General features: G+C 66.6%; 25 protein-coding genes. 23 read left to right on the top strand and 2 right to left on the bottom strand.

All coding sequences use genetic code 11. The features are described from left to right. The first annotated feature begins 87 nt into the window (after positions 1-87). From argS to rho, 6 genes are all read left to right on the top strand, one after another. Positions 88-1740, top strand: coding sequence for an arginine--tRNA ligase (gene argS / locus ABQE44_RS25340; protein WP_448432529.1), 1653 nt, complete (start codon positions 88-90; stop codon positions 1738-1740). Next, a complete protein-coding gene (gene lysA, locus ABQE44_RS25335; protein ID WP_448432527.1) occupies positions 1737-3155 on the top strand; it encodes a diaminopimelate decarboxylase in 1419 nt (472 codons plus the stop codon). The genes argS and lysA overlap by 4 nt, the downstream gene beginning before the upstream one ends. Positions 3156-3158: 3 nt before the next feature. After that, positions 3159-4487, top strand: a complete 1329-nt coding sequence (locus tag ABQE44_RS25330; RefSeq protein WP_448393536.1) for a homoserine dehydrogenase — start codon at positions 3159-3161, stop codon at positions 4485-4487. Then, positions 4480-5565, top strand: coding sequence for a threonine synthase (thrC, locus tag ABQE44_RS25325; RefSeq protein WP_448432525.1), 1086 nt, complete (start codon positions 4480-4482; stop codon positions 5563-5565). The genes ABQE44_RS25330 and thrC overlap by 8 nt, the downstream gene beginning before the upstream one ends. A 17-nt stretch (positions 5566-5582) precedes the next feature. Further along, on the top strand, positions 5583-6524 hold the full coding sequence (gene thrB / locus ABQE44_RS25320; RefSeq protein ID WP_448393586.1) for a homoserine kinase: 942 nt from the start codon (positions 5583-5585) through the stop codon (positions 6522-6524). A 272-nt stretch (positions 6525-6796) separates the two neighbouring features. Beyond that, positions 6797-8740, top strand: coding sequence for a transcription termination factor Rho (rho, locus tag ABQE44_RS25315; RefSeq protein WP_448393538.1), 1944 nt, complete (start codon positions 6797-6799; stop codon positions 8738-8740). Here the strand turns inward: rho and ABQE44_RS25310 are convergent. Beyond that, a complete protein-coding gene (locus ABQE44_RS25310; protein WP_448393587.1) occupies positions 8737-9303 on the bottom strand; it encodes a TetR/AcrR family transcriptional regulator in 567 nt (188 codons plus the stop codon). The genes rho and ABQE44_RS25310 overlap by 4 nt on opposite strands. A gap of 136 nt (positions 9304-9439) precedes the next feature. Here ABQE44_RS25310 and fadD1 point away from each other — a divergent pair, with 136 nt between their 5' ends. The 16 genes from fadD1 (at position 9440) to ABQE44_RS25230 (ending at position 24007) form a co-directional block, all read left to right on the top strand. After that, complete coding sequence (fadD1, locus tag ABQE44_RS25305; protein WP_448393539.1) at positions 9440-11008, top strand: fatty-acid--CoA ligase FadD1; 1569 nt, start codon at positions 9440-9442, stop codon at positions 11006-11008. Between the two features lie 207 nt (positions 11009-11215). Next, entirely contained in the window at positions 11216-11452 is a 237-nt protein-coding gene (gene rpmE, locus ABQE44_RS25300) for a 50S ribosomal protein L31 (RefSeq protein ID WP_448393540.1), read from the top strand. 78 nt (positions 11453-11530) lie between these two features. Further along, positions 11531-12604, top strand: a complete 1074-nt coding sequence (gene prfA / locus ABQE44_RS25295; protein WP_448393541.1) for a peptide chain release factor 1 — start codon at positions 11531-11533, stop codon at positions 12602-12604. Next, positions 12601-13467, top strand: a complete 867-nt coding sequence (gene prmC, locus ABQE44_RS25290; protein ID WP_448432523.1) for a peptide chain release factor N(5)-glutamine methyltransferase — start codon at positions 12601-12603, stop codon at positions 13465-13467. The genes prfA and prmC overlap by 4 nt, the downstream gene beginning before the upstream one ends. After that, positions 13464-14117, top strand: coding sequence for an L-threonylcarbamoyladenylate synthase (locus tag ABQE44_RS25285; RefSeq protein WP_448393543.1), 654 nt, complete (start codon positions 13464-13466; stop codon positions 14115-14117). The genes prmC and ABQE44_RS25285 overlap by 4 nt, the downstream gene beginning before the upstream one ends. 29 nt (positions 14118-14146) lie before the next feature. Continuing rightward, positions 14147-15337 carry a glycosyltransferase family 4 protein gene (locus tag ABQE44_RS25280; protein ID WP_448393544.1) on the top strand — a complete coding sequence of 397 codons (1191 nt, stop codon included), beginning with the start codon at positions 14147-14149 and terminating at the stop codon, positions 15335-15337. A gap of 243 nt (positions 15338-15580) precedes the next feature. Continuing rightward, positions 15581-16036, top strand: a complete 456-nt coding sequence (locus ABQE44_RS25275; RefSeq protein WP_448393545.1) for an ATP synthase subunit I — start codon at positions 15581-15583, stop codon at positions 16034-16036. Further along, positions 16033-16818 carry a F0F1 ATP synthase subunit A gene (gene atpB, locus ABQE44_RS25270; protein WP_448393546.1) on the top strand — a complete coding sequence of 262 codons (786 nt, stop codon included), beginning with the start codon at positions 16033-16035 and terminating at the stop codon, positions 16816-16818. Before ABQE44_RS25275 ends, atpB begins: the two co-directional genes overlap by 4 nt. Before the next feature lie 63 nt (positions 16819-16881). Next, positions 16882-17127 carry a F0F1 ATP synthase subunit C gene (locus tag ABQE44_RS25265; RefSeq protein WP_427059538.1) on the top strand — a complete coding sequence of 82 codons (246 nt, stop codon included), beginning with the start codon at positions 16882-16884 and terminating at the stop codon, positions 17125-17127. A gap of 8 nt (positions 17128-17135) precedes the next feature. Then, the gene (locus tag ABQE44_RS25260) at positions 17136-17648 is read left to right on the top strand and encodes a F0F1 ATP synthase subunit B (RefSeq protein WP_448393547.1); all 513 of its coding nucleotides are present in this window, start codon (positions 17136-17138) and stop codon (positions 17646-17648) included. A gap of 5 nt (positions 17649-17653) precedes the next feature. Beyond that, positions 17654-18985, top strand: coding sequence for a F0F1 ATP synthase subunit B/delta (locus ABQE44_RS25255; protein WP_448393548.1), 1332 nt, complete (start codon positions 17654-17656; stop codon positions 18983-18985). 44 nt (positions 18986-19029) lie between these two features. Next, entirely contained in the window at positions 19030-20676 is a 1647-nt protein-coding gene (gene atpA / locus ABQE44_RS25250) for a F0F1 ATP synthase subunit alpha (protein ID WP_448393549.1), read from the top strand. A 22-nt stretch (positions 20677-20698) separates the two neighbouring features. Then, positions 20699-21622: a F0F1 ATP synthase subunit gamma gene (locus ABQE44_RS25245; protein WP_448393550.1), complete on the top strand. Its 924-nt coding sequence runs from the start codon at positions 20699-20701 to the stop codon at positions 21620-21622. A gap of 24 nt (positions 21623-21646) precedes the next feature. Then, a complete protein-coding gene (atpD, locus tag ABQE44_RS25240; protein WP_448393551.1) occupies positions 21647-23182 on the top strand; it encodes a F0F1 ATP synthase subunit beta in 1536 nt (511 codons plus the stop codon). Between the two features lie 2 nt (positions 23183-23184). Beyond that, on the top strand, positions 23185-23550 hold the full coding sequence (locus tag ABQE44_RS25235) for a F0F1 ATP synthase subunit epsilon (RefSeq protein WP_448393552.1): 366 nt from the start codon (positions 23185-23187) through the stop codon (positions 23548-23550). Positions 23551-23560: 10 nt separating this feature from the next. Further along, the gene (locus tag ABQE44_RS25230; RefSeq protein WP_448393553.1) at positions 23561-24007 is read left to right on the top strand and encodes a DUF2550 domain-containing protein; all 447 of its coding nucleotides are present in this window, start codon (positions 23561-23563) and stop codon (positions 24005-24007) included. Here the strand turns inward: ABQE44_RS25230 and ABQE44_RS25225 are convergent. Continuing rightward, positions 24004-24582, bottom strand: a complete 579-nt coding sequence (locus tag ABQE44_RS25225; protein WP_448393554.1) for a cob(I)yrinic acid a,c-diamide adenosyltransferase — start codon at positions 24580-24582, stop codon at positions 24004-24006. The two genes, ABQE44_RS25230 and ABQE44_RS25225, sit on opposite strands and share 4 nt — an antisense overlap. A 71-nt stretch (positions 24583-24653) precedes the next feature. Between ABQE44_RS25225 and murA the strand changes: the two genes are divergently transcribed. Next, positions 24654-25907: a UDP-N-acetylglucosamine 1-carboxyvinyltransferase gene (gene murA, locus ABQE44_RS25220; RefSeq protein WP_448393555.1), complete on the top strand. Its 1254-nt coding sequence runs from the start codon at positions 24654-24656 to the stop codon at positions 25905-25907. The last annotated feature ends 163 nt before the right edge of the window (positions 25908-26070 follow it).

The raw sequence follows: 26070 nt of genomic DNA, 5'->3' as shown, positions 1-26070 counted from the left end.
GCCAATTGGGCCTGCACAGCCTAACGCATCACGGGCGCAGGAAACGGATTCGGGGGCTGACCACCCCAGACCATAGGATGGACCCCCGTGACCCCCGCTGACCTCGCCGAGCTACTCAAGACCACCACCACCGCGGTGCTGGCCGAGCGTGGCCTGGACGCGTCGGCGCTGCCGGTCACCGTCACCGTCGAGCGCCCGCGCAACCCCGACCACGGCGACTACGCCACCAACATTGCCCTACAACTCGGCAAGAAGGTCGGCGTCAACCCCCGTGAGCTGGCCGAATGGCTGGCCGGCGCGCTGGCCGAGCGCGACGGTATCGCCGCCGCCGACGTCGCCGGGCCCGGGTTCGTCAACCTGCGCCTGGAGGCATCCGCCCAGAACGCGATCGTCGACAACGTGCTGGCCGCTGGCGACCGCTATGGGCACTCCGCCGCCTTGACCGGTCAGCGGATCAACCTCGAGTTCGTCTCGGCCAACCCCACCGGGCCCATCCACATCGGCGGCACCCGCTGGGCAGCCGTCGGCGACGCGCTGGGCCGGCTGCTGTCCACCCAGGGCGCCGACGTCACCCGCGAGTACTACTTCAACGACCACGGCGCCCAGATCGACCGGTTCACCAGCTCGCTGATCGCGGCCGCCCGAGGCGAGCCCACCCCCGACGACGGCTACGCGGGCGACTACATCAAGGAAATCGCCGCGCAGGTGCTCGCCAAGGACCCCGACGCGCTGAGCCTGCCCGACGACCAGATGCGCGAGACCTTCCGCGCGATCGGCGTCGACCTGATGTTCAGCCACATCAAACAGTCACTGCACGACTTCGGCACCGACTTCGACGTCTACACCCACGAAGACTCGATGCACACCTCCGGCCGGGTCGACCAAGCCGTCGCCATGCTCCGCGAGGCGGGCAGCGTCTACGAAAAGGACGGCGCCGTCTGGTTGCGCACCACCGACCACGGCGACGACAAGGACCGCGTCGTCATCAAGAGCGACGGTGCTCCGGCTTACATCGCCGCCGATATCGCCTACTACCTCGACAAGCGTGAGCGCGGCTTCGACCTGTGCATCTACATGCTCGGCGCCGACCACCACGGCTACATCGCCCGGCTCAAGGCCGTCGCCGCGGCCCTAGGTGAGGATCCCGCCACCGTCGAGGTGCTCATCGGCCAGATGGTCAACCTGGTCCGAGATGGCCAGCCGGTGCGGATGAGCAAGCGCGCGGGCACCGTGATCACCCTCGACGACCTGGTGGAGGCTATCGGCGTGGACGCCGCCCGGTACTCGCTGATCCGGTCTTCGGTGGACAGCCCGATCGACATCGACCTCGCGCTGTGGTCCTCGGCGTCTAACGAAAACCCGGTCTACTACGTGCAATACGCGCACGCACGGCTGTCGGCGCTGGCGCGCAACGCCGCCGAACTCGGCGTCTCCGCCGACGCCTCGAGCCTGCAGCTGCTGACCCACGAAAAGGAAGGCACCCTGATCCGCAACATCGGCGAGTTTCCACGCGTGCTGAAAACCGCTGCGGCCCTTCGGGAACCGCATCGGGTATCGCGCTACCTCGAGGATCTGGCCGGCGACTACCATCGGTTCTACGACTCCTGTCGCGTTCTGCCGCAAGGCGACGAAGCCCCCAACGAACTGCACGGAGCCCGGCTGGCGCTGTGCGAAGCCACCCGCCAGGTCGTTGCCAACGGCCTCGGCATCCTCGGCGTCACCGCACCGGAGCGCATGTGATCGCCCATCCCGCCGGACCCCGCCACGCCGAAGAGGTACACCACGGCGACGCCCCGCCGCGTCCGCAGTCGGCCGGCGAGGTGTTGATGCTCGCTCCGAACGTCTGGCCGCGTAACGCTGTTCGCGGCGACGACGGCGTGGTGTCCATCGCCGGGGTGCCGGTCACCGACATTGCCGCCGAGTTCGGAACGCCAGTCTTCGTCGTCGACGAGGACGACTTCCGGTCCCGCTGCCGCGAGATCGCCGATGCGTTCGACGGGGGAGAGTACGTGCGCTACGCCGCCAAGGCGTTTTTGTGCACCGAGATCGCCCGCTGGGTCGACGAGGAAGGTCTGGCGCTCGACGTGGCCAGCGGTGGTGAGCTCGCTGTCGCCCTCCATGCCGGATTTCCCGCTGATCGAATCGCGTTGCACGGCAATAACAAATCCATCGACGAGCTGACCGCCGCCGTCAAGGCCGGCGTTGGTCACGTAGTCGTGGACTCGATGATCGAGATCGACCGCCTCGACGAGATCGCCGGTGCCGCGGGCGTGGTGCAGGACGTCCTGGTGCGCGTCACTGTCGGCGTCGAAGCCCACACCCACGAGTTCATCTCCACCGCACACGAGGACCAGAAGTTCGGCCTGTCGTTGGCGACCGGCGCCGCGATGGAGGCGGTGCGCCGAATCTTCGCCGCCGACCACCTGCGGTTAGTCGGCCTGCACAGCCACATCGGGTCCCAGATCTTCGACGTCGCAGGCTTCGAACTGGCCGCGCACCGCGTCATCGGGCTGCTGCGTGACGTGGTCGCCGAATTCGGTGTCGACAAGACCTCCCAGATGTCGACCGTCGACCTCGGCGGCGGCCTGGGGATCTCGTATCTGCCGCACGACGATCCACCGCCGGTGGCCGAACTGGCCGCCAAGCTCAGCGCCATCGTCCGTGACGAATCGGCGGCGGTCGGGCTGCCGACCCCGCGGCTGGTCGTCGAACCCGGCCGGGCGATCGCCGGACCCGGCACCATCACGTTGTACCAAGTGGGCACGGTCAAAGACGTCGCTGTCGCCGCTGACCGCTACCGCCGCTACGTGAGCGTCGACGGCGGGATGAGCGACAACATCCGCACGTCGCTGTACGACGCCGAATACGATGCCCGGCTGCTGTCCCGGGTCGGCGACACCGCGCCTGCGCTCGCCCGAATCGTCGGAAAGCACTGCGAGAGCGGCGATATCGTGGTACGCGATACATGGGTGCCCGACGACATTGCGCCCGGCGACCTGCTCGGGGTGGCGGCCACCGGCGCCTATTGCTATTCGATGTCTAGCCGCTACAACTTGATCGGTCGCCCCGCCGTGGTAGCCGTGCGCGACGGGCGGGCACGCCTGATCCTGCGCCGGGAAACGGTCGAGGACCTACTGAGCCTGGAAGTGAGGTAAGCGATGAGCAGCTACGAAAAGCCAGTCGGCGTAGCGGTCCTCGGACTCGGCAACGTCGGCAGCCAGGTGGTGCGCATCATCGAGGACAGCGCTGATGACCTCGCCGCGCGCATCGGTGCTCCGCTGGTGCTGCGCGGTGTCGGCGTCCGCCGGGTGGCTGACGACCGGGGGGTGCCGGTGGAGATGCTCACCGACAACATCGAAGAACTCGTCTCCCGCGACGACGTCGACGTCGTCGTCGAGTTGATGGGCCCGGTCGAACCCGCCCGCAAGGCCATCCTGTCGGCGCTGGAACAGCGCAAGTCGGTGGTCACCGCGAACAAGGCGCTGATGGCGATGTCGACCGGTGAACTCGCCCAAGCGGCCGAAAACGCCCACGTCGACCTGTATTTCGAAGCGTCGGTCGCAGGAGCGATCCCGGTGATCCGTCCGCTGACCCAGTCGCTGGCCGGCGACACCGTGCTGCGGGTGGCCGGCATCGTCAACGGCACCACCAACTACATCCTCTCCGAGATGGACAGCACCGGCGCCGACTACGAAAGCGCCCTCGCGGACGCCGTCGCGCTGGGCTATGCCGAAGCCGACCCGACCGCCGACGTCCAGGGCTACGACGCCGCTGCCAAGGCAGCGATACTGGCCTCGATCGCCTTCCACACCCGCGTCAGTGCCGACGACGTATACCGCGAAGGCATCACCAAGGTCAGCCCGGCGGACTTCGCCTCGGCGCGTGCCCTTGGCTGCACCATCAAACTGCTCGCGATCTGTGAGCGGTTGACCACCGACGAAGGTAAACAACGGGTTTCCGCCCGGGTGTATCCCGCGCTGGTGCCGTCGGACCACCCGCTGGCCACCGTCAACGGCGCCTTCAACGCGGTGTTCGTGGAAGCCGAGGCCGCAGGCCAGTTGATGTTCTACGGCCAGGGCGCCGGGGGAGCCCCTACCGCGTCTGCGGTGATGGGTGATCTCGTGATGGCCGCGCGCAACCGGGTGCAGGGCGGCCGCGGACCCCGCGATTCCAAATACGCCAAGCTGCCGATCGCCCCGATCGGCTTCATCCCGACCCGCTACTACGTCAACATGAACGTCTCCGACCTGCCTGGCGTATTGTCCTCTGTCGCAGCGGAATTCGCGAAGCGAGAGGTGAGCATCGCCGAGGTCCGCCAGGAGGGGATGGTCGACGAGGGCGGTCAACGTTGCGGCGCCCGCATCGTCGTCGTCACCCACCAGGCCACCGACGCGGCGCTGTCGGAGACGGTCGCCGCCCTCGCCGACCTCGACGTCGTGCGGAGCATCAACAGCGTGCTCCGGATGGAAGGGACCACGAATGAGTAACGCACCGCCCACGGCCGTGCACCAGCCCTGGCCCGGGCTGATCGCCGCCTACCGGGACCGGCTTCCGGTGCAGGACGGTTGGATCCCGATCACGCTGCGCGAAGGCGGCACCCCGCTGGTGCCGGCACCCAGGCTGTCCGAATACACCGGCTGCACCGTGCATCTCAAGGTTGAGGGGCTCAACCCGACCGGCTCGTTCAAGGACCGCGGTATGACGATGGCCGTCACCGAGGCGGTGGCCCGCGGACAACAAGCGGTGCTGTGCGCGTCCACCGGCAACACCTCGGCGTCGGCCGCCGCCTACGCCGCACGGGCGGGCATCACCTGTGCTGTGCTGGTGCCCCAGGGCAAGATCGCGATGGGCAAGCTCGCCCAAGCCGTCATGCACGGCGCCAAGATCATCCAGATCGACGGCAACTTCGACGACTGCCTGGAACTCGCCCGCAAGCTCACCGCCGACTTCCCGACCGTCTCGCTGGTCAACTCGGTCAACCCGTTTCGCATCGAAGGGCAGAAGACCGCGGCGTTCGAGATCGTCGACGCGCTGGGCGCCGCGCCGGACGTGCACGCGCTGCCCGTCGGCAACGCCGGCAACATCACGGCGTACTGGAAGGGTTACACCGAATATCACCGCGACGACCTGGCCGACCGGTTGCCCCGGATGCTGGGCACCCAGGCTGCCGGCGCCGCGCCGCTGGTGCACGGCGCGCCGGTGAGCAACCCCGAGACCATCGCCACCGCCATCCGAATCGGCTCGCCGGCCTCGTGGACCACCGCGGTCGAAGCCCAGGAACAGTCCGGTGGCCGCTTCCTGGCCGCCACCGACGAAGAGATCCTGGCCGCCTACCATTTGGTGGCGCGCACAGAGGGCGTCTTCGTCGAGCCCGCCTCCGCGGCCAGCATCGCCGGGTTGCTCAAATCCGTCGAGGATGGCTGGGTGGCCAAGGGCTCCACGGTGGTGTGCACGGTCACCGGTAACGGCCTCAAGGACCCCGACACCGCGCTGAAAGGGATGCCGGCCGTCACGCCGCTACCCGTCGACCCCGTTGCCGTGGTCGAGAAGCTCGGTCTGGTTTAGCAGGTGACGTGCCAGTGATGCCGACGCTGCCGGCCGGTTTGACGGCGACCGCCGTGGTCGCCGCATCTAGCGCCAACCTCGGTCCCGGTTTCGACAGCCTGGGCGTCGCACTGGGTCTGTACGACGAGATCGTCGTGGAGACAGTCCCGTCCGGGCTCAGCGTTGAGGTGGAGGGTGAAGGTTCCGGCCAGGTGCCGCTGGACGCATCGCACTTGGTGGTGCGCGCGATCGAGCGCGGACTACGGGCGGCCGGCGTCACCGTTCCCGGCATGATCGTGCGCTGCCGCAACGACATTCCGCATTCGCGCGGGCTGGGCTCATCTGCCGCAGCGGTGGTCGGCGGCCTTGCGGCCGTCAATGGCCTTGTCAGCCAAGCAGGTTCGACACCGCTGACCGAAGGACAGTTGATACAGCTGTCCTCGGAGTTCGAGGGCCATCCCGATAACGCGTCGGCTGCGGTGCTCGGCGGCGGGGTGGTGTCGTGGACCGAGCATGACGGGCCCACGACACGCTATGCCGCCGCGCCGCTACGGCTGCACCGCGACATCCGCCTGTTCACCGCCATACCGCGGCAGCGTTCGTCGACCGCCGAAACCCGCGTCCTGCTGCCCGACCGGGTCGACCACACCGACGCCCGGTTCAACGTCAGCCGCGCCGCCCTACTGGTGGTCGCGCTCACCGAGCGGCCCGATCTGTTGATGGCGGCGACCGAGGACGTGCTGCACCAACCGCAGCGCGCCGTGGCCATGCCGGCATCCACGGAATACTTGCAGACGCTACGGCGTTGTGGCATTGCAGCGGTGCTTTCTGGGGCGGGACCGTCGGTGTTGGCGCTGAGCACACAGCCCGATTTGCCGGCCGAAGCCCTGGAATTGGGCGCCGCGACCGGGTTCACCGTCAATGAAATCGCAGTTGGCGACGGCGTCCGCTGGACGTCGGGTGTCGCCGTTCGGAGTTAAATTGCAACACCGGCCGCACGTGTCGTTCTTGCTTCCGGCTCCGATGCGCGTTATTCTCGCTTTTGTCCAGCAATCGCAGCGTCTCTGCCTGCGCCGACACTAGGACACCACTCATTTTCCCCGTGATTTACCCATGGGCTGACGGTTCGTCATACCGGCGAATCCCGGCAATCGCCGTTGCAACCACAGCGGTGGCGCCCACGCGTTGAGCGGATCAGCTGAGCGCAACCAATCCCCGCATGCTTGAACAGCGAGGGAGAGAAAGGACATCCGTGACTGAAACGGACCTCATCACGGCTGACGGCAGCAGCGACAACAACGCGCTGTCGAACACCGTGAACTCAGACAACCCCGCGGCAGTCGATGCGCCCAACAGCGCGTCCTCCGCGGAGGCCGTATCCACCGCGGGTGGTGCATCCGCCGCCCGTGGTGGCTCGTTATCCAGCATGGTGCTTCCGGAGCTGCGCGCGCTGGCCAAGGAGATCGGCATCGAGGGCGCCTCGGGTATGCGCAAGAGCGAGCTCGTCGCCGCAATTCGTGACCGGCGTGGCCAGGCCAACGGCCGCGGCGGCGGGGATGCAGCGCCCGCCGCGACCGACACGCCGGCCGCCGAGAAGGCGGAGAAGTCTGCCGACCAGCCCGCTGAGAACGCCGACAACCCCGGCTCTGGCGACGGCAACGACGCACCGACGCGGCAGCGTCGCGAACGTCGCGGCAGCAACCGCGGCTCAGGTGCGCCGGGCGGCTCCGAACAGAGCGGTCAGGACACCAAGTCCGACGGCGACACCAAGCAAGACTCCAAGTCCGACAACAAGGGCCAGCAGGACGCCAAGTCCGGCGGCGATACCAAGCAGGACGCCAAACAGGACTCCAAGTCCGATTCCAAGCAGGACAACAAGTCCGATAACGACCAGCAAGGCGGCCAGCAGAACCGCGGCGGCGGCTCGAACTCCGATGACGACGGCGGCGACGGCCGAGGTGGACGGCGGGGCCGCCGGTTCCGTGACCGCAGGCGCCGCGAGCGCGGTGGCGGCGACGGCGGCGGTGACACCGAGCTCCGCGAAGACGACGTCGTACAACCCGTCGCGGGAATCCTCGACGTGCTCGACAACTACGCGTTCGTGCGGACCTCCGGCTACCTGGCCGGACCCAACGACGTCTACGTCTCGATGAACATGGTGCGCAAGAACGGTTTGCGCCGCGGCGACGCCGTCACCGGTGCGGTGCGCGTGCCGAAGGACGGTGAGCAGCCCAACCAGCGGCAGAAGTTCAATCCGCTGGTGCGCCTGGACACCGTCAACGGCAAACCCGTCGACGAGGCCAAGAAGCGGCCGGAGTTCAACAAGCTCACCCCGCTCTACCCGAACCAGCGGCTGCGTCTGGAGACCTCGCCCGACCGGCTGACCACCCGCGTGATCGACCTGATCATGCCGATCGGCAAGGGGCAGCGCGCGCTGATCGTGTCGCCGCCCAAGGCCGGTAAGACCACGATCCTGCAGGACATCGCCAACGCGATCACGCAGAACAACCCGGAATGCCACCTGATGGTGGTGCTCGTCGACGAGCGTCCGGAAGAGGTCACCGACATGCAGCGGTCGGTCAAGGGTGAGGTCATCGCCTCGACCTTCGACCGTCCGCCCTCAGACCACACCCAGGCCGCCGAGCTCGCGATCGAACGGGCCAAGCGACTGGTCGAGCAGGGCAAGGACGTCGTCGTCCTGCTCGACTCGATCACCCGGCTGGGCCGCGCGTACAACAACGCGTCGCCGGCCTCGGGACGCATCCTGTCCGGTGGCGTGGACTCGACCGCGCTGTATCCGCCCAAGCGGTTCCTCGGCGCCGCCCGCAACATCGAAGAGGGCGGCTCGCTGACCATCATCGCCACCGCGATGGTGGAGACCGGCTCCACGGGCGACACGGTGATCTTCGAGGAGTTCAAGGGCACCGGCAACGCCGAGCTCAAGCTGGATCGCAAGATCGCCGAGCGGCGGGTCTTCCCGGCCGTCGACGTCAATCCGTCGGGCACCCGCAAGGACGAGCTGCTGCTTTCGACGGACGAGTTCGCGGTGGTGCACAAGCTGCGTCGCGTGTTGAGCGGTCTTGACCCGCATCAGGCGATCGACCTGTTGATGAGCCAGCTGCGCAAGACCAAGAACAACTACGAGTTCCTGGTCCAGGTCTCCAAGACCACGCCCGGCGGCGCCGACAACGACTAACCCGCGGGGTCGGCGCGCAGGCCGGGCATGACGTAGCGCCGCACGTGCCGCAGTACCGCGTCGTCGTCGCTGGGATCGAGCGTGTCACCGGGCACGGTGGCCAGCGAAATCAGCACGCGCGCAACCCATTCCGACGCCTCGGCGACGTCGATATCGGCGTGGATCTCGCCGCTGTCGCGCGCGGCGACCAGGTAGCGCGACCAGAAGTCGGCCAGGTCGGGCACCAGCCCCTGGACACCGGCGCCGGCGCAGGCGGCGAACTCGTCGGGTTCTTCGATACGCAGCTTCATCAGCAACGCGCCCGGGTCGTCGTAGGCCCGGCGGCCGTGGCGGATACCGGCGACGATCTGGCGGTCCAACCCCTCGACCCGTTCCAGCATCGCATGCGCCTCTGACCAGTAGGCCTCGTTCAGGCGCACGATCGCCGCGCCCAACAGCGTGACTTTGTCGGGAAAATGCCGGTATAACCAACCCCGTGATATCCCGGCGACTTCGGCCACCTCGGATACTGTGGTCGCCCGAATACCCTTGGCGCGCAGACAGACTTCGGCCGCGTCGATCATCCGATCACGGACGTGCTTGGTCGCGGCGCCGCGCGTCACCGGTGGCCCTCTCGTCGTTTCCGCGCCTGTCCGCGGACTTCCGACATTGTGACATGGTAGACACAATTCAAGATCTGTTCACAGGCGAGAGGTGACCATGGCGGACACACTCCAGCAGTTGCTTCGTGAGCGCGCCGAACAGGACACCGTCGCGGTGAAGTACGACGACCGCACGTGGACGTGGCGTGAGCACCTCGCCGATGCCGGCGCGCAAGCCGCTGCGCTGATCGACGCGGCGGAGTCCGACCGCCCGCTGCATGTCGGTGTGCTGCTCGGCAACACGCCGGAGATGCTGACCGCGTTGGCCGCCGCGGCGCTGGGCGGTTACGTGCTCTGCGGCATCAACACCACCCGCCGCGGCGAGGCGCTCGCGCGCGACATCGCCCAGGTCGAATGCCAGTTCCTTCTCACCGACGCCGAGCACCGGCATCTGCTCGACGGCCTGGCACTGCCGGGGGTCACTGTCTTCGACGCCGACGACGACGGTTGGGCGCAACGCCGGGCCTCCGCGCCGCCGCTGACCCCCGCCCGCGAGGCCGCCCCCGACGACACGTTCATGATGATCTTCACCTCGGGCACCAGCGGTAACCCCAAGGCCGTCCAGGTGGCCAACTCCATGGTGTTGTTCGCGGGCACCGCGTTGGTCGACAAGTTCGGCCTCACCTCCGCAGACACCTGCTACCTGTCGATGCCGCTGTTTCATTCGAACGCGGTGGTCGGCGGATGGGCACCGGCACTGGTGGCCGGCGCTGCCATGGTGCCCGCGAAGTTTTCGGCGTCGCGGTTTCTGTCCGACATCCGCCGGCACGGCGCCACCTACATGAACTACGTCGGAAAGCCGCTGGCCTACGTGCTGGCGACCCCAGAGCGCCCCGACGATATCGACAACCCGCTGCGAGTGGCGTTCGGAAACGAGGCCGCCGACCGCGACATCGAGGAGTTCGGCCGCCGGTTCGGCGTGACCGTCGACGACGGGTTCGGTTCCACCGAGAACGCCGTGATCATCACCCGCACTCCCGACACGCCGAAAGGCTCTGTCGGCCAGGGCTTTCCGGGGGTCGCCATCTACAACAGCGAAACCGTGACCGAGTGCCCACCGGCGTTGTTCGACGCCAACGGCGCGTTGCTCAACGCCGACGAGGCTGTCGGCGAGTTGGTGAATACCTCGGGCACCGGCTTCTTTTCGGGCTACTACAACGACGAAGCCGCCACCTCCGAGCGCACGCGGCACGGCATGTACTGGTCGGGCGACCTGGCCTACCGCGACGCCGACGGGTGGATCTACCTTGCCGGGCGCACCGCCGACTGGATGCGCGTGGACGGCGAGAACATGACCACCGCACCGATCGAGCGCATCCTGCTGCGGCTGGGCCCCGTGAACCGGGTCGCGGTCTACCCGGTGCCCGACGAACTCGTCGGCGATCAGGTGATGGCCGCGATCGTGCTGCAGGACGGCGCCGACCTCACCCCGCAGGCGTTCGAGGAGTTTCTGGCCGCCCAGAGCGACCTGTCGCCGAAGGCGTGGCCGCGCTACGTCTGGATCGCCGACGATCTGCCCAGCACCGCCACGAACAAGATCCTCAAGCGTGAGCTGATCGCGCGCGGCACCGACCCGGACGGTCGCACGTTGTGGCGCCGCGAGGGCAGCAGATTTCAGCCGGTCTAGCGGCGGGTGTGGGGTTATGTCACGCAGAACCGCCCTGGAGCGTGCCGGTAACCCACGTTCGGCCCAGAGGAATAGCCGCAGCCTGGCAGGCGTTTAGGCTGCTGGCGGTCGCACTGGCATAATGGACCGTCGACCCTCGGTTCCGGTTCACGCCGAACGCCTTCAGCTCAGAAGGGGCGACCCGGGGCCACGATCGAAGAGGAAGCCATGAAAACGGGTATTCACCCTGACTACGTCGAGACCACGGTGCATTGCGGTTGCGGTAACACGTTCACCACGCGGAGCACCAAGAAAAGCGGACAAATTCACGTCGAGGTCTGCTCGCAGTGCCATCCGTTCTACACCGGCAAGCAGAAGATCCTCGACAGCGGCGGCCGCGTCGCCCGCTTCGAGAAGCGTTACGGCAAGCGCAAGAGCGGCGAGAACACCTCAGCCGACAAGTAGCTGCCTTTCCGGCGCCCGTTCTTGCCGCCCCGGCGGCCAGGCCGGGCGCCGGTCTGCGTTTGAGGGAAGGACGTCGACGTGACGGAGAACGGGACGGCGATCGATGCCGTGGTGGCCGAACACGCCGACCTCGAGCGCCAGTTGTCCGACCCCAATCTGCACGCCGACGCGGCCCAGGCGCGCAAGGTCGGCCGGCGGTTCGCCCAGGTGTCGCCGATCGTGGCCACCTACCGCAAGCTCCAGGCCGCCCGCGGCGACCTGGAGACGGCCCGCGAACTGGCTGCCGACGACCAGTCGTTCGCCGCCGAAGTCGACGAACTGGCCGCCACGGTGGCCGAACTCGACACCCGCCTCACCGACCTGCTGGCCCCCCGCGACCCGCACGACACCGATGACATCGTGCTGGAGGTCAAGTCCGGGGAGGGCGGCGAGGAGTCCGCGCTGTTCGCCGCCGACCTGGCCCGGATGTACATCCGCTACGCCGAACGGCGCGGCTGGAACGTGACGGTGCTCGACGAGACCTTCTCCGACCTCGGCGGCTACAAGGACGTGACGCTGTCCATCCGCAGCAAGGGCGACGTTGCCGACGGGGTGTGGTCACGGCTGAAGTTCGAAGGCGGTGTGCACCGGGTGCAGCGGGTCCCCGTGACCGAGTCGCAGGGCCGCGTGCACACGTCGGCGGCAGGGGTGCTGGTGTACCCCGAACCCGAAGAGGTCGAAGAGGTTCAGATCGACGATTCCGATCTGCGCGTCGACGTGTTCCGGTCGTCGGGCAAGGGTGGCCAGGGTGTCAACACCACCGACTCCGCGGTGCGCATCACCCACTTGCCCACCGGCATCGTCGTGAGCTGTCAGAACGAACGCTCCCAGTTGCAGAACAAGGCGCGTGCGCTGCAGGTCCTCGCCGCGCGGTTGCAGGCACTGGCCGATGAACAGGCCCAGGCCGAGGCGTCGGCGGACCGGGCCAGCCAGATCCGCACTGTCGACCGCAGCGAGCGCATCCGCACCTACAACTTCCCCGAGAACCGGATCGCCGATCACCGGATCAACTTCAAGGCGCACAACCTCGATCAGGTGCTCGACGGCGAACTCGACCCGCTGTTCGACGCTCTGGCTGCCGCCGACAAGCAAGCCAGGCTTGCGGCGACATGACGCTCCGCCAGGTGATCGACGCCGCAGAGGCAGCGCTCGCCGAAGCGGGAGTTCCGTCGCCGCGGGCCGACGCCGAGTTGCTGGCCGCCCACGCGGCGGGCACCGACCGCGGCCGCCTCGCGCTCACCCGACCTGACGACGGCTTCGTCGACCGCTACCACGGCCTCGTGGCCCGCCGCGCCACTCGGGTGCCGCTGCAGCACATCATCGGCAGCGCGGCGTTCGGCCCCGTCACCGTTTGCGTCGGGCCCGGCGTGTTCATTCCCCGACCGGAAACCGAGGCGCTGCTGGAGTGGGCGTTGGCCAACCCCTTGTTGCGGCCGCCTGTCATCGTCGACTTGTGCACCGGTTCGGGTGCGCTGGCGCTGGCCTTCGCGAACGCCGTGCCCGACGCGCGCGTCATCGCCGTCGACGACTCCGATGACGCCCTCGCTTACGCGCGCCGAAACCTCGCAGGCACGGGCGTCGAACTGATCCGCGCCGACGTCACCGCGTCCGGGCTGCTGCCCGAACTCGACGGCCAGGTCGACCTCGTGGTCGCCAACCCCCCGTACATTCCCGACGGGGCCGAGCTGGAACCTGAAGTGGCCGAACACGATCCGGCGCACGCACTGTTCGGGGGACCGGACGGGATGGTCATCATCGACGCCATCGTCGGGCTCGCCGGCCGGTGGCTGCGCGACGGCTGCGGGTGCGCGGTGGAGCATGACGACACCACATCGGCGCGCACCATCGACGCGTTCCACAGCACCGGGCTTTTCGACGACGTCACCGGCCGCCGCGACCTGGCCGGTCGACCCCGATTCGTCACCGCGACCCGCAACCGCAGGCATGCAGAGGGCCAGGAAGAGGGCAGGTCATGACAGAGGTATTCGACTGCACCGATGACGCCCAGCGCGCGACCGGAATCGCTTCGGCCATCAGCGCTTTGAAGGGCGGTCAGCTGGTCGTCATGCCCACCGACACGGTGTACGGCATCGGCGCGGACGCCTTCGACAACGACGCCGTCGCCGCGCTGTTGGCGGCCAAGGGCCGCGGACGCGACATGCCCGTGCCGGTGCTGGTCGGCTCGTGGCACACGATCGAGGGACTGGTCTACAACGTCCCGGGCCCCGCACGCGAACTGATCCGCGCATTCTGGCCCGGGGCGCTGAGCCTCGTGGTGCGCCAGGCACCGTCGCTGCCATGGGATCTCGGCGACGCGCACGGCACCGTCATGCTGCGCATGCCGCTGCATCCCGTGGCGATCGAACTGCTCCGCGAGGTCGGCCCGATGGCGGTTTCCAGCGCGAACACTTCCGGCCGGCCGCCCGCCGTGACCGTCGACGAGGCGCGCGACCAACTCGGCGATCGCGTCCAGGTCTACCTCGATGCGGGGCCGTCCGCGCAGCAGGCGGCGTCGACCATCGTCGACCTCACCGGGTCGCACCCGCGGATCCTGCGCCAAGGCCCGGTGACGGTGGAGGCCGTCGCGAAAGTTCTCGATGTGGAACCGTCGGCACTGACGGAATGAGCTGAGGCAACGTGGCATACGGTGCATCGATGAGCTACGCGGCGGACACCGTGCTTGCGCTCAACGAGCGCGGTGCCGGTGTCCCGCTTCGCGAACTGGCCCTCGTCGGACTCACCGCGGCGATCATCACTTACTTCGCCACCGGCTGGGTGCGGGTGCTGGCCCGGCGGTTCGGCGCGGTGGCCTACCCGCGTGAGCGTGACGTACATCTGCAGCCGACCCCGCGGATGGGCGGGCTGGCAATGTATGTCGGGGTGGTCGCGGCCGTGCTGTTGGCGTCGCAACTTCCCGCGTTGACGCGGGGCTTCGTGTACTCGTCGGGGATGCCCGCGGTGGTGGTCGCTGGTGGGCTGATCATGGCCATCGGCTTGATCGACGACCGGTGGGGGCTTGACGCGCTGACGAAGTTCGCCGGCCAGATCACCGCGGCCAGCGTTCTGGTCACCATGGGTGTGGCCTGGAGCGTGCTCTACATCCCGATCGGCGGCGTCGGCACCATCGTGCTCGACCAGGTGTCGTCGATTCTGCTCACGCTCGCGTTGACCGTGGCGATCGTCAACGCGATGAACTTCGTCGACGGACTCGACGGGTTGGCCGCCGGTCTCGGGCTGATCACTGCATCAGCCATCTGCATCTTCTCCATCGGGCTGCTGCGCGACCACGGCGGCGACGTGCTGTTCTACCCGCCCGCGATCATCTCGGTGGTGCTCGCCGGGGCCTGTCTGGGCTTTCTGCCCCACAACTTCCACCCCGCCAAGATCTTTATGGGCGACTCCGGTTCGATGCTGATCGGGCTAATGCTGGCCGCGGCGTCGACCACGGCGGCCGGACCGATCTCGCAGACCGCATACGGTGCGCGCGACGTATTCGCGCTGCTGTCACCGTTTTTGTTGGTGGTGGCGGTGATGTTGGTGCCGGCGCTGGACATGCTGCTGGCGATCGTGCGCCGCACCCGGGCCGGTCGCAGCCCGTTCAGCCCAGACAAGATGCACCTGCACCACCGGCTGCTTCAGATCGGCCATTCGCACCGCCGTGTCGTGCTTCTGATCTACCTCTGGGTCGGCATCGTCGCGTTGGGCGCGGCGAGCACGATTTTCTTCGATCCGCGCTACAGCGGGGTGGTCATGCTGGCGGCCATCCTGGTCGCGATCATCGTCACGGTGATCCCGCTTCTACGGCGCCGAAACGGCCAGATGGCCGACGTGTACGACGCAAAGTAGTAGGCGTCGTTTTATGCCCTGGACCATGTGTTAGGGTGAAAAACAGAACCCGAAAACCTCGCGGGTTGCCGGCCCCGGACCCTTCGGTTCCAGGCCGAGCGGACCGGTACAACGACCGACAATAGGGAGCTGCCGCTTGGGTGATTCCAGTGCGCCTGATGCCCTCCGATACGCTCATGGCGCCAAGCACTGGAACAGGATCATTCGGCAACTTCGTTTTGACCGCGGGATTGAGGTGAATCAGTGACGACGCCAGCGCACGACGCGCCGTTGGTGCTTCCTTCGGTTGCGTTCCGCCCGATGCGTCTGGCGCTGATCTGCGTCGTCTTGGCCGGCCTGGGCACGCTGGCGGCCGCGCTTCTCGGCCATGTGATGGTAGGGGTGTTCTTCGCGATCGGCCTCGGCCTGGGTCTGCTGAACGCCGTCCTGGTGCGACGGTCGGTCACCAAGATCACCTCCCAGGCGCACCCCCTGAAAAGCAAGATGGCGTTGAATTCGGCGACGCGCCTGATGATCTTGACCGTCATCGGGTTGACCATCGCGTTCGTCTTCCGTCCCGAGGGCCTGGGCGTGGTCTTCGGCATGGCGCTGTTCCAGATGCTGCTCGTCTTCACCACCGCGCTGCCTGTGGCAAGAAAACTGCGCGCGGGTAGCCCGACTGACACAGCCGGATTCGAAGGGGAACCCACACCGCAATGACAGGTATCGACGTCGCCACCGGGTCGGCTCCGGTGACCATCCTCGCCGCCGACTCCGGTATCCACGTGGGCACGCACACCACCGCCAACTGGTTCGGGCTGACCGTCAACACCGACACGATGCTGTCCGCCACCATCGCTGCGGTGATCGTGCTCGCGCTGGCGTTCTACCTCCGCGCCAAAGTGACCTCCAGCGGCGTGCCTACCGGTGTGCAGTTGTTCTGGGAGGCCATCACGGTCCAGGCGCGCAACCAGATCGAGTCCGCGATCGGCATGCGCGTCGCGCCGTTCGTGCTTCCGCTGGCGGTGACGCTGTTCGCCTACATCCTGATCGCGAACTGGTTGTCGGTGTTTCCGTGGCAGTACTCCGATGAGACCGGTATCCACGAGTTGCTCAAACCGGCTGCCGCAGACATCAACTTCGTGCTGGCGCTCGGCCTGTTCGTGTTCATCTGCTATCACGCCGCGGGCTTCTGGCGGCGCGGCATCGTCGGCCACCCGGTGCGGTTGCTCAAGGGCCATGTGTCGTTCCTGGCGCCGATCAACCTCGTCGAAGAGATCGCCAAGCCGGTTTCGCTGTCCCTCCGTCTTTTTGGCAACGTGTTCGCCGGCGGCATCATGGTCACGATCATCGCGTTGTTCCCGGCCTACATCATGTGGGCACCCAACGCGCTGTGGAAAATGTTCGAACTGTTCATCGGTGCCATCCAGGCGTTCATCTTCGCGCTGCTGACGATCCTGTACTTCGGTCAGGCGATGGAGCTTGAAGACGAACACCACTAACTCGCAAATGCTCGACCCACAACCTGGTAGGACTGCTGCCAGTTATCAAGGAGGATAAAAGGAATGGATCCCACTATCGCTGCCGGCGCACTCATTGGCGGCGGTCTTCTCTTGGGTGGCGGCGCTATCGGTGCTGCTATCGGTGACGGTGTCGTCGGCAGCGCGTTGGTCAATGGCGTAGCGCGGCAGCCGGAGGCTCAAGGCAGGCTCTTCGTGCCGTTCTTCATCACGGTGGGTCTGGTGGAGGCCATGTACTTCATCAACCTGGCCTTCATGGCGCTGTTCGTCTTCGCCACCCCGGTCGGTTAATCGACGCCATGGTTGACCTCAGCACTTCCGTCCTGGCGCAGGAAGGCGGCGGCAACTTCCTGCTGCCCAACGGCACCTTCTTCTTCGTGCTGATCCTCTTCCTGATCGTGCTCGGTGTGATCGGCAAATGGGTTGTGCCGCCGATCGCCAAGGTGCTGCACGAGCGCGAAGCCATGGTCGCCAAGACGGTCGAAGACAACCGGCGCGCAGCACAACTACGCGCTGCTGCCGAAGCCGATTACCGCAAGGTGATGGGTGGGGCTCGCCGGGAAGCGACCGACATACGCGAAGATGCTCGTGCTGAGGGTCGCCAAATCGTCGACGATGCGCGGGGTCGCGCCAATGCTGAAGTCTCATCGATGCTCCAGCAGGCCAATTCCGAACTCACCGAGCAGTCCCGCGGTCTGACGGCTGAACTGCAGACATCGGTGGAGACGTTGGCAGCAAGCCTGGCCAGCCGTGTGCTCGGGGTCGATGTGGCCACCCGCACGGTTCCGGCCACGACGGGTCAAGGACGGTAGCTGAAGTGTCGACGTTCATCGGACAGCTGATCGGCTTTGCGGTCATCGTCTTCGTACTCGTGAAGTGGGTCATCCCGCTGGTGCGCCGTATGATGCAGCAACAGCAGGAAAACGTGCGGACCCAGCTCGCCGAACACGCCGAGGCGGAGAAGAAGGTCGCCGACGCTGATTCCGAGCATGCCAAGGCGTTGGAAGAAGCCAAGGCCGAGGCGGCCAAGGTGGTCGAAGAGGCGCGCCACGACGCCGAAAAGATCGCCGAGCAGCTGCGTGCCCAGGCCGACGTCGAGCTCGAGCGGATCAAGACCCAAGGCGGGCAACAGATCCAGCTGCTACGCCAACAGCTCATCCGTGAGCTGAGGCAAAGCCTGGGCGCGGAGTCCGTGCAGCGGGCCGGTGACATGGTGCGCGAGTTCGTTTCCGACCCGTCCGAGCAGTCGGCAACGGTTGACCGTTTCCTAACCGAACTCGACGAGATGGCGCCCTCCAGCACGGTCTTCACGGATGCCGCGACAGCCAAGCTGCGTGCCGCGAGCCGGGACTCGATCACCAAGGTGGTCAAACGGTTCGATGACACGGTCGCTAGCGGCGATGCCGACGCGCTGACCGGCCTGTCCGACGATCTGGCGTCGGTGGTGAAGCTGCTGCGCGCCGAAGCGATGTTGGCCAGGCACCTGGCCGATCCATCCAGCGACTCGAGCCTCAAGACGGCGCTCGCCGAGCGGCTGCTGTCCGGCAAGGTGTCTGATGCAGCGCTGGATATCGTCAAAACCGCGGTGGCGCAACGCTGGTCATCCACGCCGGATCTGGCTCAGGGTTTGCAGCACATCGCCAGGTTGGCGCTGCTGGTCCGAGCTGAGCGCGACGGCCAGATCGACGACGTGGAGGACCAGCTCTTCCGGTTCAGTCGCGTTCTGGACGCCGATCCACGGTTGATCACGTTGCTGAGTGAGTTCACCGCACCGGCGGACGGTCGCATCAAGCTGTTGAACGATGTGCTGAAAGGCCGAGCGAGCAGGAACGCCGCCGATCTGCTGCGCCAGACTGTTGAACTGCTGCACGGCGAGCGCGCCGACGAGGTGGTCCGCGATCTGGCCAACCTTGCGGTGTCCCGGCGAGGTGAGGTTGTCGCTCACGTTACCGCCGCCGCCGAACTCACCGATGCCCAGCGCAACCGGCTCACCGAACTGCTGACGCGCATCTACGCCCATCCGGTGTCGCTTCAGCTCGATGTGAACCCGGCGCTGATCGGTGGCTTGACCATCGCCGTCGGCGATGAGGTGATCGACGGATCGCTGGCGTCGAAGCTGGCGGCGGCCGAGAACCACTTGCCCGACTGACCCGAGAACACCCCTAGACCCAGGAAAAAGGAAGACGAAAAGCCATGGCAGAGTTGACGATCTCGGCGAATGAGATCCAAGGTGCGATCGAGGAGTACGTCGCGGGGTTCGAGGCCGAAACCGAGCGTGAAGAGATCGGTACAGTCATCGACGCCGGCGACGGTATCGCCCACGTCGAGGGACTGCCCTCCGTCATGACCCAGGAGCTGCTGGAGTTCGCCGGCGGCGTGTTGGGTGTAGCCCTCAACCTCGACGAGCACAGCATCGGCGCCGTCATCCTCGGTGACTTCGAGCAGATCCAACAGGGCCAGCCGGTGAAGCGGACCGGCAACGTGCTCTCGGTGCCGGTCGGTGACGGCTTCCTGGGCCGGGTGGTCAACCCGCTGGGACAGCCGATCGACGGCCGCGGCGACGTCGAGACCACCGAGCGACGCGCCCTGGAACTGCAAGCGCCCTCAGTGGTGCAGCGCCAGAGCGTGAGCGAGCCGCTGCAGACCGGCATCAAGGCGATCGACTCGCAGACCCCGATCGGTCGCGGGCAGCGCCAGCTGATCATCGGCGACCGCAAGACCGGTAAGACCGCGCTGTGCGTGGACACCATCCTCAACCAGCGGCAGAACTGGGAGACCGGGGATCCGTCCAAGCAGGTGCGCTGCGTATACGTGGCCGTCGGCCAGAAAGGCACCACCATCGCCAGCGTGCGCCGCACTCTCGAAGAGGGTGGCGCGATGGACTACACGACCATCGTCGCTGCGCCGGCGTCTGATTCTGCCGGGTTCAAATGGCTTGCGCCGTATACGGGTTCGAGCATCGCCCAGCACTGGATGTACGACGGCAAGCACGTGCTGATCGTGTTCGACGACCTCACCAAGCAGGCCGAGGCCTACCGCGCAATCTCGCTGTTGCTGCGCCGGCCCCCAGGCCGTGAGGCGTACCCGGGCGACGTGTTCTATCTGCACTCCCGGCTGCTGGAGCGCTGCGCCAAGCTCTCCGACGAGCTCGGCGGCGGTTCACTCACCGGGCTGCCGATCATCGAGACCAAGGCCAACGACATCTCGGCCTACATCCCCACCAACGTCATCTCGATCACCGACGGCCAGTGCTTCCTCGAAACCGACCTGTTCAACCAGGGCGTGCGGCCGGCCATCAACGTCGGTGTGTCGGTGTCGCGCGTCGGTGGCGCCGCGCAGATCAAGGCAATGAAGGAAGTCGCAGGAAGTCTCCGCTTGGATCTATCGCAGTACCGTGAACTCGAGTCGTTCGCGGCGTTCGCCTCAGACCTCGACGAAACCTCGAAGGCTCAGCTGGACCGCGGAGCGCGGCTCGTCGAGTTGCTCAAGCAGCCGCAGAACAGCCCGATGCCGGTCGAAGAGCAGGTGGTCGCCATCTTCCTCGGCACCAAGGGCCACCTGGACTCGGTGCCCGTTGAGGACGTCCAAAAGTTCGAGCAGGAGTTCATCGAGCATGTGAAGGGCTCACACGAGGCGATCCTCAATGACATTCGGGAGACCACCAAGCTCTCCGATGAGACGGCCGAAAAGCTCGCCAACGCGGTGGACGAGTTCAAGAAGGGCTTCGCCACTACCGATGGCAGTTCCGTGGTGCCCGACGAGCACGTCGAGGCCATGGACGAAGGGGACGTCGAAAAGGAATCGGTGAAGGTCCGCAAGCCCGCACCGAAGAAGAAATAGGACTGAAGGGTCCAGTAATCCAATGGCAGCAACACTGCGCGAACTGCGCGGCCGCATCCGCTCCGCGGGCTCGATCAAAAAGATCACCAAAGCCCAGGAGCTGATCGCCACGTCGCGGATCGCCAAGGCGCAAGCCCGGGTCGAAGCGGCCCGGCCATACGACCGCGAGATCACCAACATGCTCACCGAACTGGCCAGCGCCAGCGCGCTGGACCATCCGTTGCTGGTTGCTCGTGAAAAGCCGCGGCGGGCAGGCGTGCTGGTGGTGTCCTCCGACCGCGGACTGTGCGGGGCATACAACGCCAACGTGTTCCGTCGGTCCGAGGAACTGTTCGCCCTGCTCCGCGAAGAGGGCAAGGAGCCAGTGCTGTACGTGGTGGGGCGAAAAGCCCTCGGCTACTACAGTTTCCGCAACTGGGATGTGACGGAGGCCTGGACGGGCTTCTCGGAGCGCCCCGACTACGAGAACGCGCAGGAGATCGGCTCAACACTGGTTGACGCGTTCATGGCCGGAGTCGACGACGAGGGTGACGATCCGGGCGTGGACAACGTCCTCGGCGTCGACGAGCTGCACATCGTGTTCACCGAGTTCCGGTCGATGCTGTCGCAGACGGCCATCGCACGCCGGGTCGCGCCGATGGAGGTGGAGTACAGCGAAGAGGACACCGGACTGCACACGCTGTTCTCATTCGAGCCCGATGCCGAGACTCTGTTCTCCGCGTTGTTGCCGCGCTACGTCTCCACCCGGATCTTCGCCGCGTTGCTCGAGGCGGCGGCTTCGGAGTCGGCGTCGCGCAGGCGGGCCATGAAGTCGGCTACCGACAACGCCGACGAGCTCATCACGGATCTGACGTTGCAGGCCAACCGCGAACGGCAGGCGCAGATCACCCAGGAAATCAGCGAGATCGTCGGTGGCGCAAACGCGTTGGCCGACGCCAAGAGTTAGCACGCAGAGGAAGCGAAACCAGATATGACTGCTACCGCCGAACGCGAGACGAATAAGGCCGGCGCCGACACCAATGGACGTGTGGTGCGAGTGACCGGCCCGGTCGTCGACGTGGAGTTCCCACGCGGCGCCGTTCCGGAACTGTTCAACGCGCTGCACGCCGAAATCGCCTACAGCGACCTGGCGAAGACGCTGACGCTGGAGGTCGCCCAGCACCTCGGCGACAACCTGGTGCGCTGCATTTCGATGCAGCCCACCGACGGCCTGGTGCGCGGCGTCGAGGTCACCGACACCGGCGGCTCGATTTCCGTGCCCGTCGGCGATGGTGTGAAGGGCCACGTGTTCAACGCGCTGGGCGACTGCCTCGACGATCCCGGCTACGGCAAGGACTTCGAGAAGTGGTCGATCCACCGCAAGCCGCCGGCCTTCGATGAACTGGAACCGCGCACCGAGATGCTGGAGACCGGCTTGAAGGTCGTCGACCTGCTCACCCCGTACGTGCGTGGCGGCAAGATCGCACTGTTCGGTGGTGCGGGCGTCGGCAAGACGGTGTTGATCCAGGAGATGATTAACCGCATCGCCCGTAACTTCGGCGGTACATCGGTGTTCGCCGGTGTGGGTGAGCGCACCCGTGAGGGCAACGACCTGTGGGTAGAGCTCGCCGACGCCAATGTGCTCAAGGACACCGCGCTGGTGTTCGGTCAGATGGACGAACCGCCGGGCACACGTATGCGGGTGGCGCTGTCGGCGTTGACGATGGCGGAGTTTTTCCGCGACGAGCAGGGCCAGGACGTGTTGTTGTTCATCGACAACATTTTCCGCTTCACCCAGGCCGGTTCTGAGGTGTCGACGCTGCTGGGCCGGATGCCTTCCGCGGTGGGCTACCAGCCAACGCTGGCCGACGAGATGGGTGAGCTGCAGGAGCGCATCACCTCGACCCGCGGCCGATCCATCACCTCGATGCAGGCGGTCTACGTGCCCGCTGACGACTACACCGACCCAGCGCCTGCCACCACGTTCGCGCACTTGGACGCCACCACGGAGCTCAGCCGTGCGGTGTTCTCGAAGGGCATCTTCCCGGCGGTGGACCCGTTGGCGTCATCCTCGACGATTCTGGACCCCAGCGTCGTCGGCGACGAGCACTACCGGGTGGCGCAGGAAGTCATCCGAATTCTGCAGCGCTACAAGGACCTTCAGGACATCATCGCGATCCTCGGTATCGATGAGCTGTCGGAGGAGGACAAGCAGCTGGTCAACCGGGCACGCCGCATCGAACGTTTCCTGAGCCAGAACATGATGGCGGCCGAGCAGTTCACCGGCCAGCCGGGTTCGACCGTTCCGCTCAAGGAAACCATCGAAGCGTTCGACAAGCTGACCAAGGGCGACTTCGACCATCTGCCCGAGCAGGCGTTCTTCCTCATCGGCGGGCTCGAGGATCTCGCCAAGAAGGCGGAAAGCATGGGGGCCAAGCTGGAAGACACGAGCGGCGACGGTGCGCCGTCCTCCAGCGACGACAACGGCAAGGACGACGACGCCGACGACGCCGACAAGGCGCAGTAACCATGGCCGAAATAGACGTCGACATCGTCGCCGTCGAACGCGAAATTTGGTCTGGCAAGGCCACCTTCGTGTTCACCCGGACCACGGCCGGCGAGATCGGCATCCTGCCTCGCCACATCCCGTTGGTCGCCCAGCTCGTCGACGACGCGGTTGTGCGGATTGAGCGCGAAGGTGAAGACGATCTGCGCATCGCCGTCGACGGCGGGTTCATGTCGGTCACCGACGACGGTGTCATCATTCTCGCCGAATCGGCCGAGCTCGAATCCGAGATCGACTCCGATGCCGCGCGCCAGGACGCCGATTCCGACGATCCATTAACAGCCGCCAAGGGACGAGCAAGGATGCGCGCCCTGGGTCAGCTCGACTAGCGGGCCGCAGATGAGCGCGTCCATGTGGATCATGGTCGCGCTGGTCGGTGTGCTGCTGGCGGTGGTCGTCGCGCTGAGCTACCGGCTGTGGAAGCTTCGTCAGGTCGGCGGCACCGCAGCGATTCTGCGTGACGTGCCCGCCGTCGGCGGGCAGGGCTGGCGGCACGGCGTGATCCGTTACCGCGGTGGGGAGGCCGGGTTCTACCGGCTGTCCAGTCTGCGGTGGTGGCCGGATCGGCGGCTCAGCCGTCGGGGCCTGGAGATCGTGTCGCGGCGCGGGCCGCGTGGCGACGAATTCGACATCATGACCCATGAAATCGTCGTGTTGGAGGTCCGAGACATCAGCCCGGAACGCCGTCGAAGCTATGAAATCGCGTTGGATCGAGGGGCGTTGACGGCGTTCTTGTCTTGGGTGGAGTCACGGCCGTCACCTCGCGCGCGCCGCCGCGCTCGCTAATCGCTTGCCCCGCCGCCAGGTTGCCAGAGCACGTCACCGTCGAGGTTGGCCACCCGCGACAAGATGAACAGCAGATCCGACAACCGGTTGAGGTACTTGGCGGGAAGCACGCTGACCCCGTCGCCGTGGAGTTCGACCGCCCGCCACGCGGATCGCTCGGCGCGGCGAGTCACGGTGCGCGCCACGTGCAGCAGCGCCGACAGCGGCGTACCCCCGGGCAGCACAAACGAATTTAGCGCGGGCAGCCCTTCGTTGAACTCATCGCACCAGGCTTCCAACCGGTCGATGTAGCTCTGCGCGACCCGCAGCGGCGGATATTTCGGGTTTTCGACAATGGGCGTCGACAGATCGGCTCCGGCGTCGAACAGGTCGTTTTGAATCAGCCTGAGCACCTTGAGGATTTGCTCGTTGGGCTGGCCCAGTGCAACGGCCACGCCGATGGCGGCGTTGGCCTCGTCGCAGTCCGCGTACGCCTCGAGGCGGGCGTCGTTCTTTGACACCCTGCTGAAATCGCTTAACCCGGTGGTTCCGTCATCGCCCGTGCGCGTATAGATGCGGGTCAGATGGACGCCCATGCCGCAAACCGTACCGGAAGGACTGGGCATGGCGACTGACACCGTCTGGTGCGCTGTTTAAACTGACCCGCGTGAGCGAGCGTTTCGTGGTGACCGGCGGAAATCGGTTATCGGGCGAAGTTGCCGTCGGGGGGGCCAAGAACAGCGTGCTCAAGCTGATGGCGGCCGCGCTCCTGGCAGAGGGTACGAGCACGATCACCAATTGCCCCGACATCCTCGACGTGCCGCTGATGGCCGAAGTGCTGCGTGGCCTGGGCGCGACCGTCGAACTCGATTCCGGCGTGGTGCGGATCACCTCACCCGACGAACCCAAGTACGACGCGGATTTTGCTGCGGTCCGGCAGTTCCGCGCGTCGGTGTGTGTGCTGGGGCCGCTGGTCGGTCGTTGTAAACGGGCCAGGGTGGCGTTACCCGGCGGCGATGCGATCGGGTCGCGACCCCTGGACATGCACCAGGCCGGTCTGCGACAACTCGGCGCACGGTGCAACATCGAGCACGGTTGTGTGGTCGCAGAGGCCGACCACCTGCGCGGTGCGGAGATCCAGCTGGAGTTCCCCTCGGTCGGTGCCACCGAGAACATCCTGATGGCGGCTGTGGTTGCCGAGGGCGTGACGACGATCCACAACGCCGCGCGGGAGCCCGACGTCGTCGATCTGTGCACGATGCTCAACCAAATGGGGGCCCAGATCTCGGGGGCTGGGACCTCGACGATGACCATCGTCGGCGTGGATCGACTGCACCCGACCGAACACCGGGTGATCGGGGACCGCATCGTCGCCGCGACGTGGGGTATCGCGGCCGCCATGACCCGCGGCGACATCTCGGTGGTCGGCGTTGATCCGCAGCATCTGCAACTGGTCCTGCACAAGCTCCACGACGCCGGTGCGACCGTGACCCAAAACGACAATGGCTTCCGGGTGGTGCAGTACGAGCGGCCCAAGGCGGTCAACGTCGCCACCCTGCCGTTTCCCGGGTTCCCGACCGACCTGCAGCCGATGGCCATCGCCTTGGCGTCCATCGCCGACGGCACCTCGATGATCACCGAAAACGTGTTTGAGGCGCGGTTCCGATTCGTCGAGGAGATGGTCCGGCTCGGCGCTGACGCGCGCACCGACGGACATCACGCCGTGGTGCGGGGCATCCCGCAGCTCTCCAGCGCCCCGGTGTGGTCGTCAGACATCCGCGCCGGCGCCGGCCTGGTCCTGGCGGGCCTGGTCGCCGACGGCGACACCGAGGTCCACGACGTGTTCCACATCGACCGGGGCTATCCGCTGTTCGTGGAGAACCTCAAGAGCCTGGGCGCCGAGATCGAGCGGGTGGCCTGAGCCTCTCCGGTTGAGCCGCGCGGCCCCGGGGGAGGCCGCGTTGGACGCCGCCGAGACAGGGGGTACGCTGTGTTCAGAAGCCAACGGCCCCAGCCAAATCGGCTGGCGACCGCGGTTTGACGTCTCTGACCACGTGGAGTACAGTGGCAGGGTTGCCTGCAGA

This window comes from Mycolicibacterium sp. XJ2546 (genome assembly GCF_053483195.1).
The sequence above is the reverse complement of the archived record's forward strand: the minus strand, read 5'-3'. Positions and strand labels throughout refer to the sequence as shown.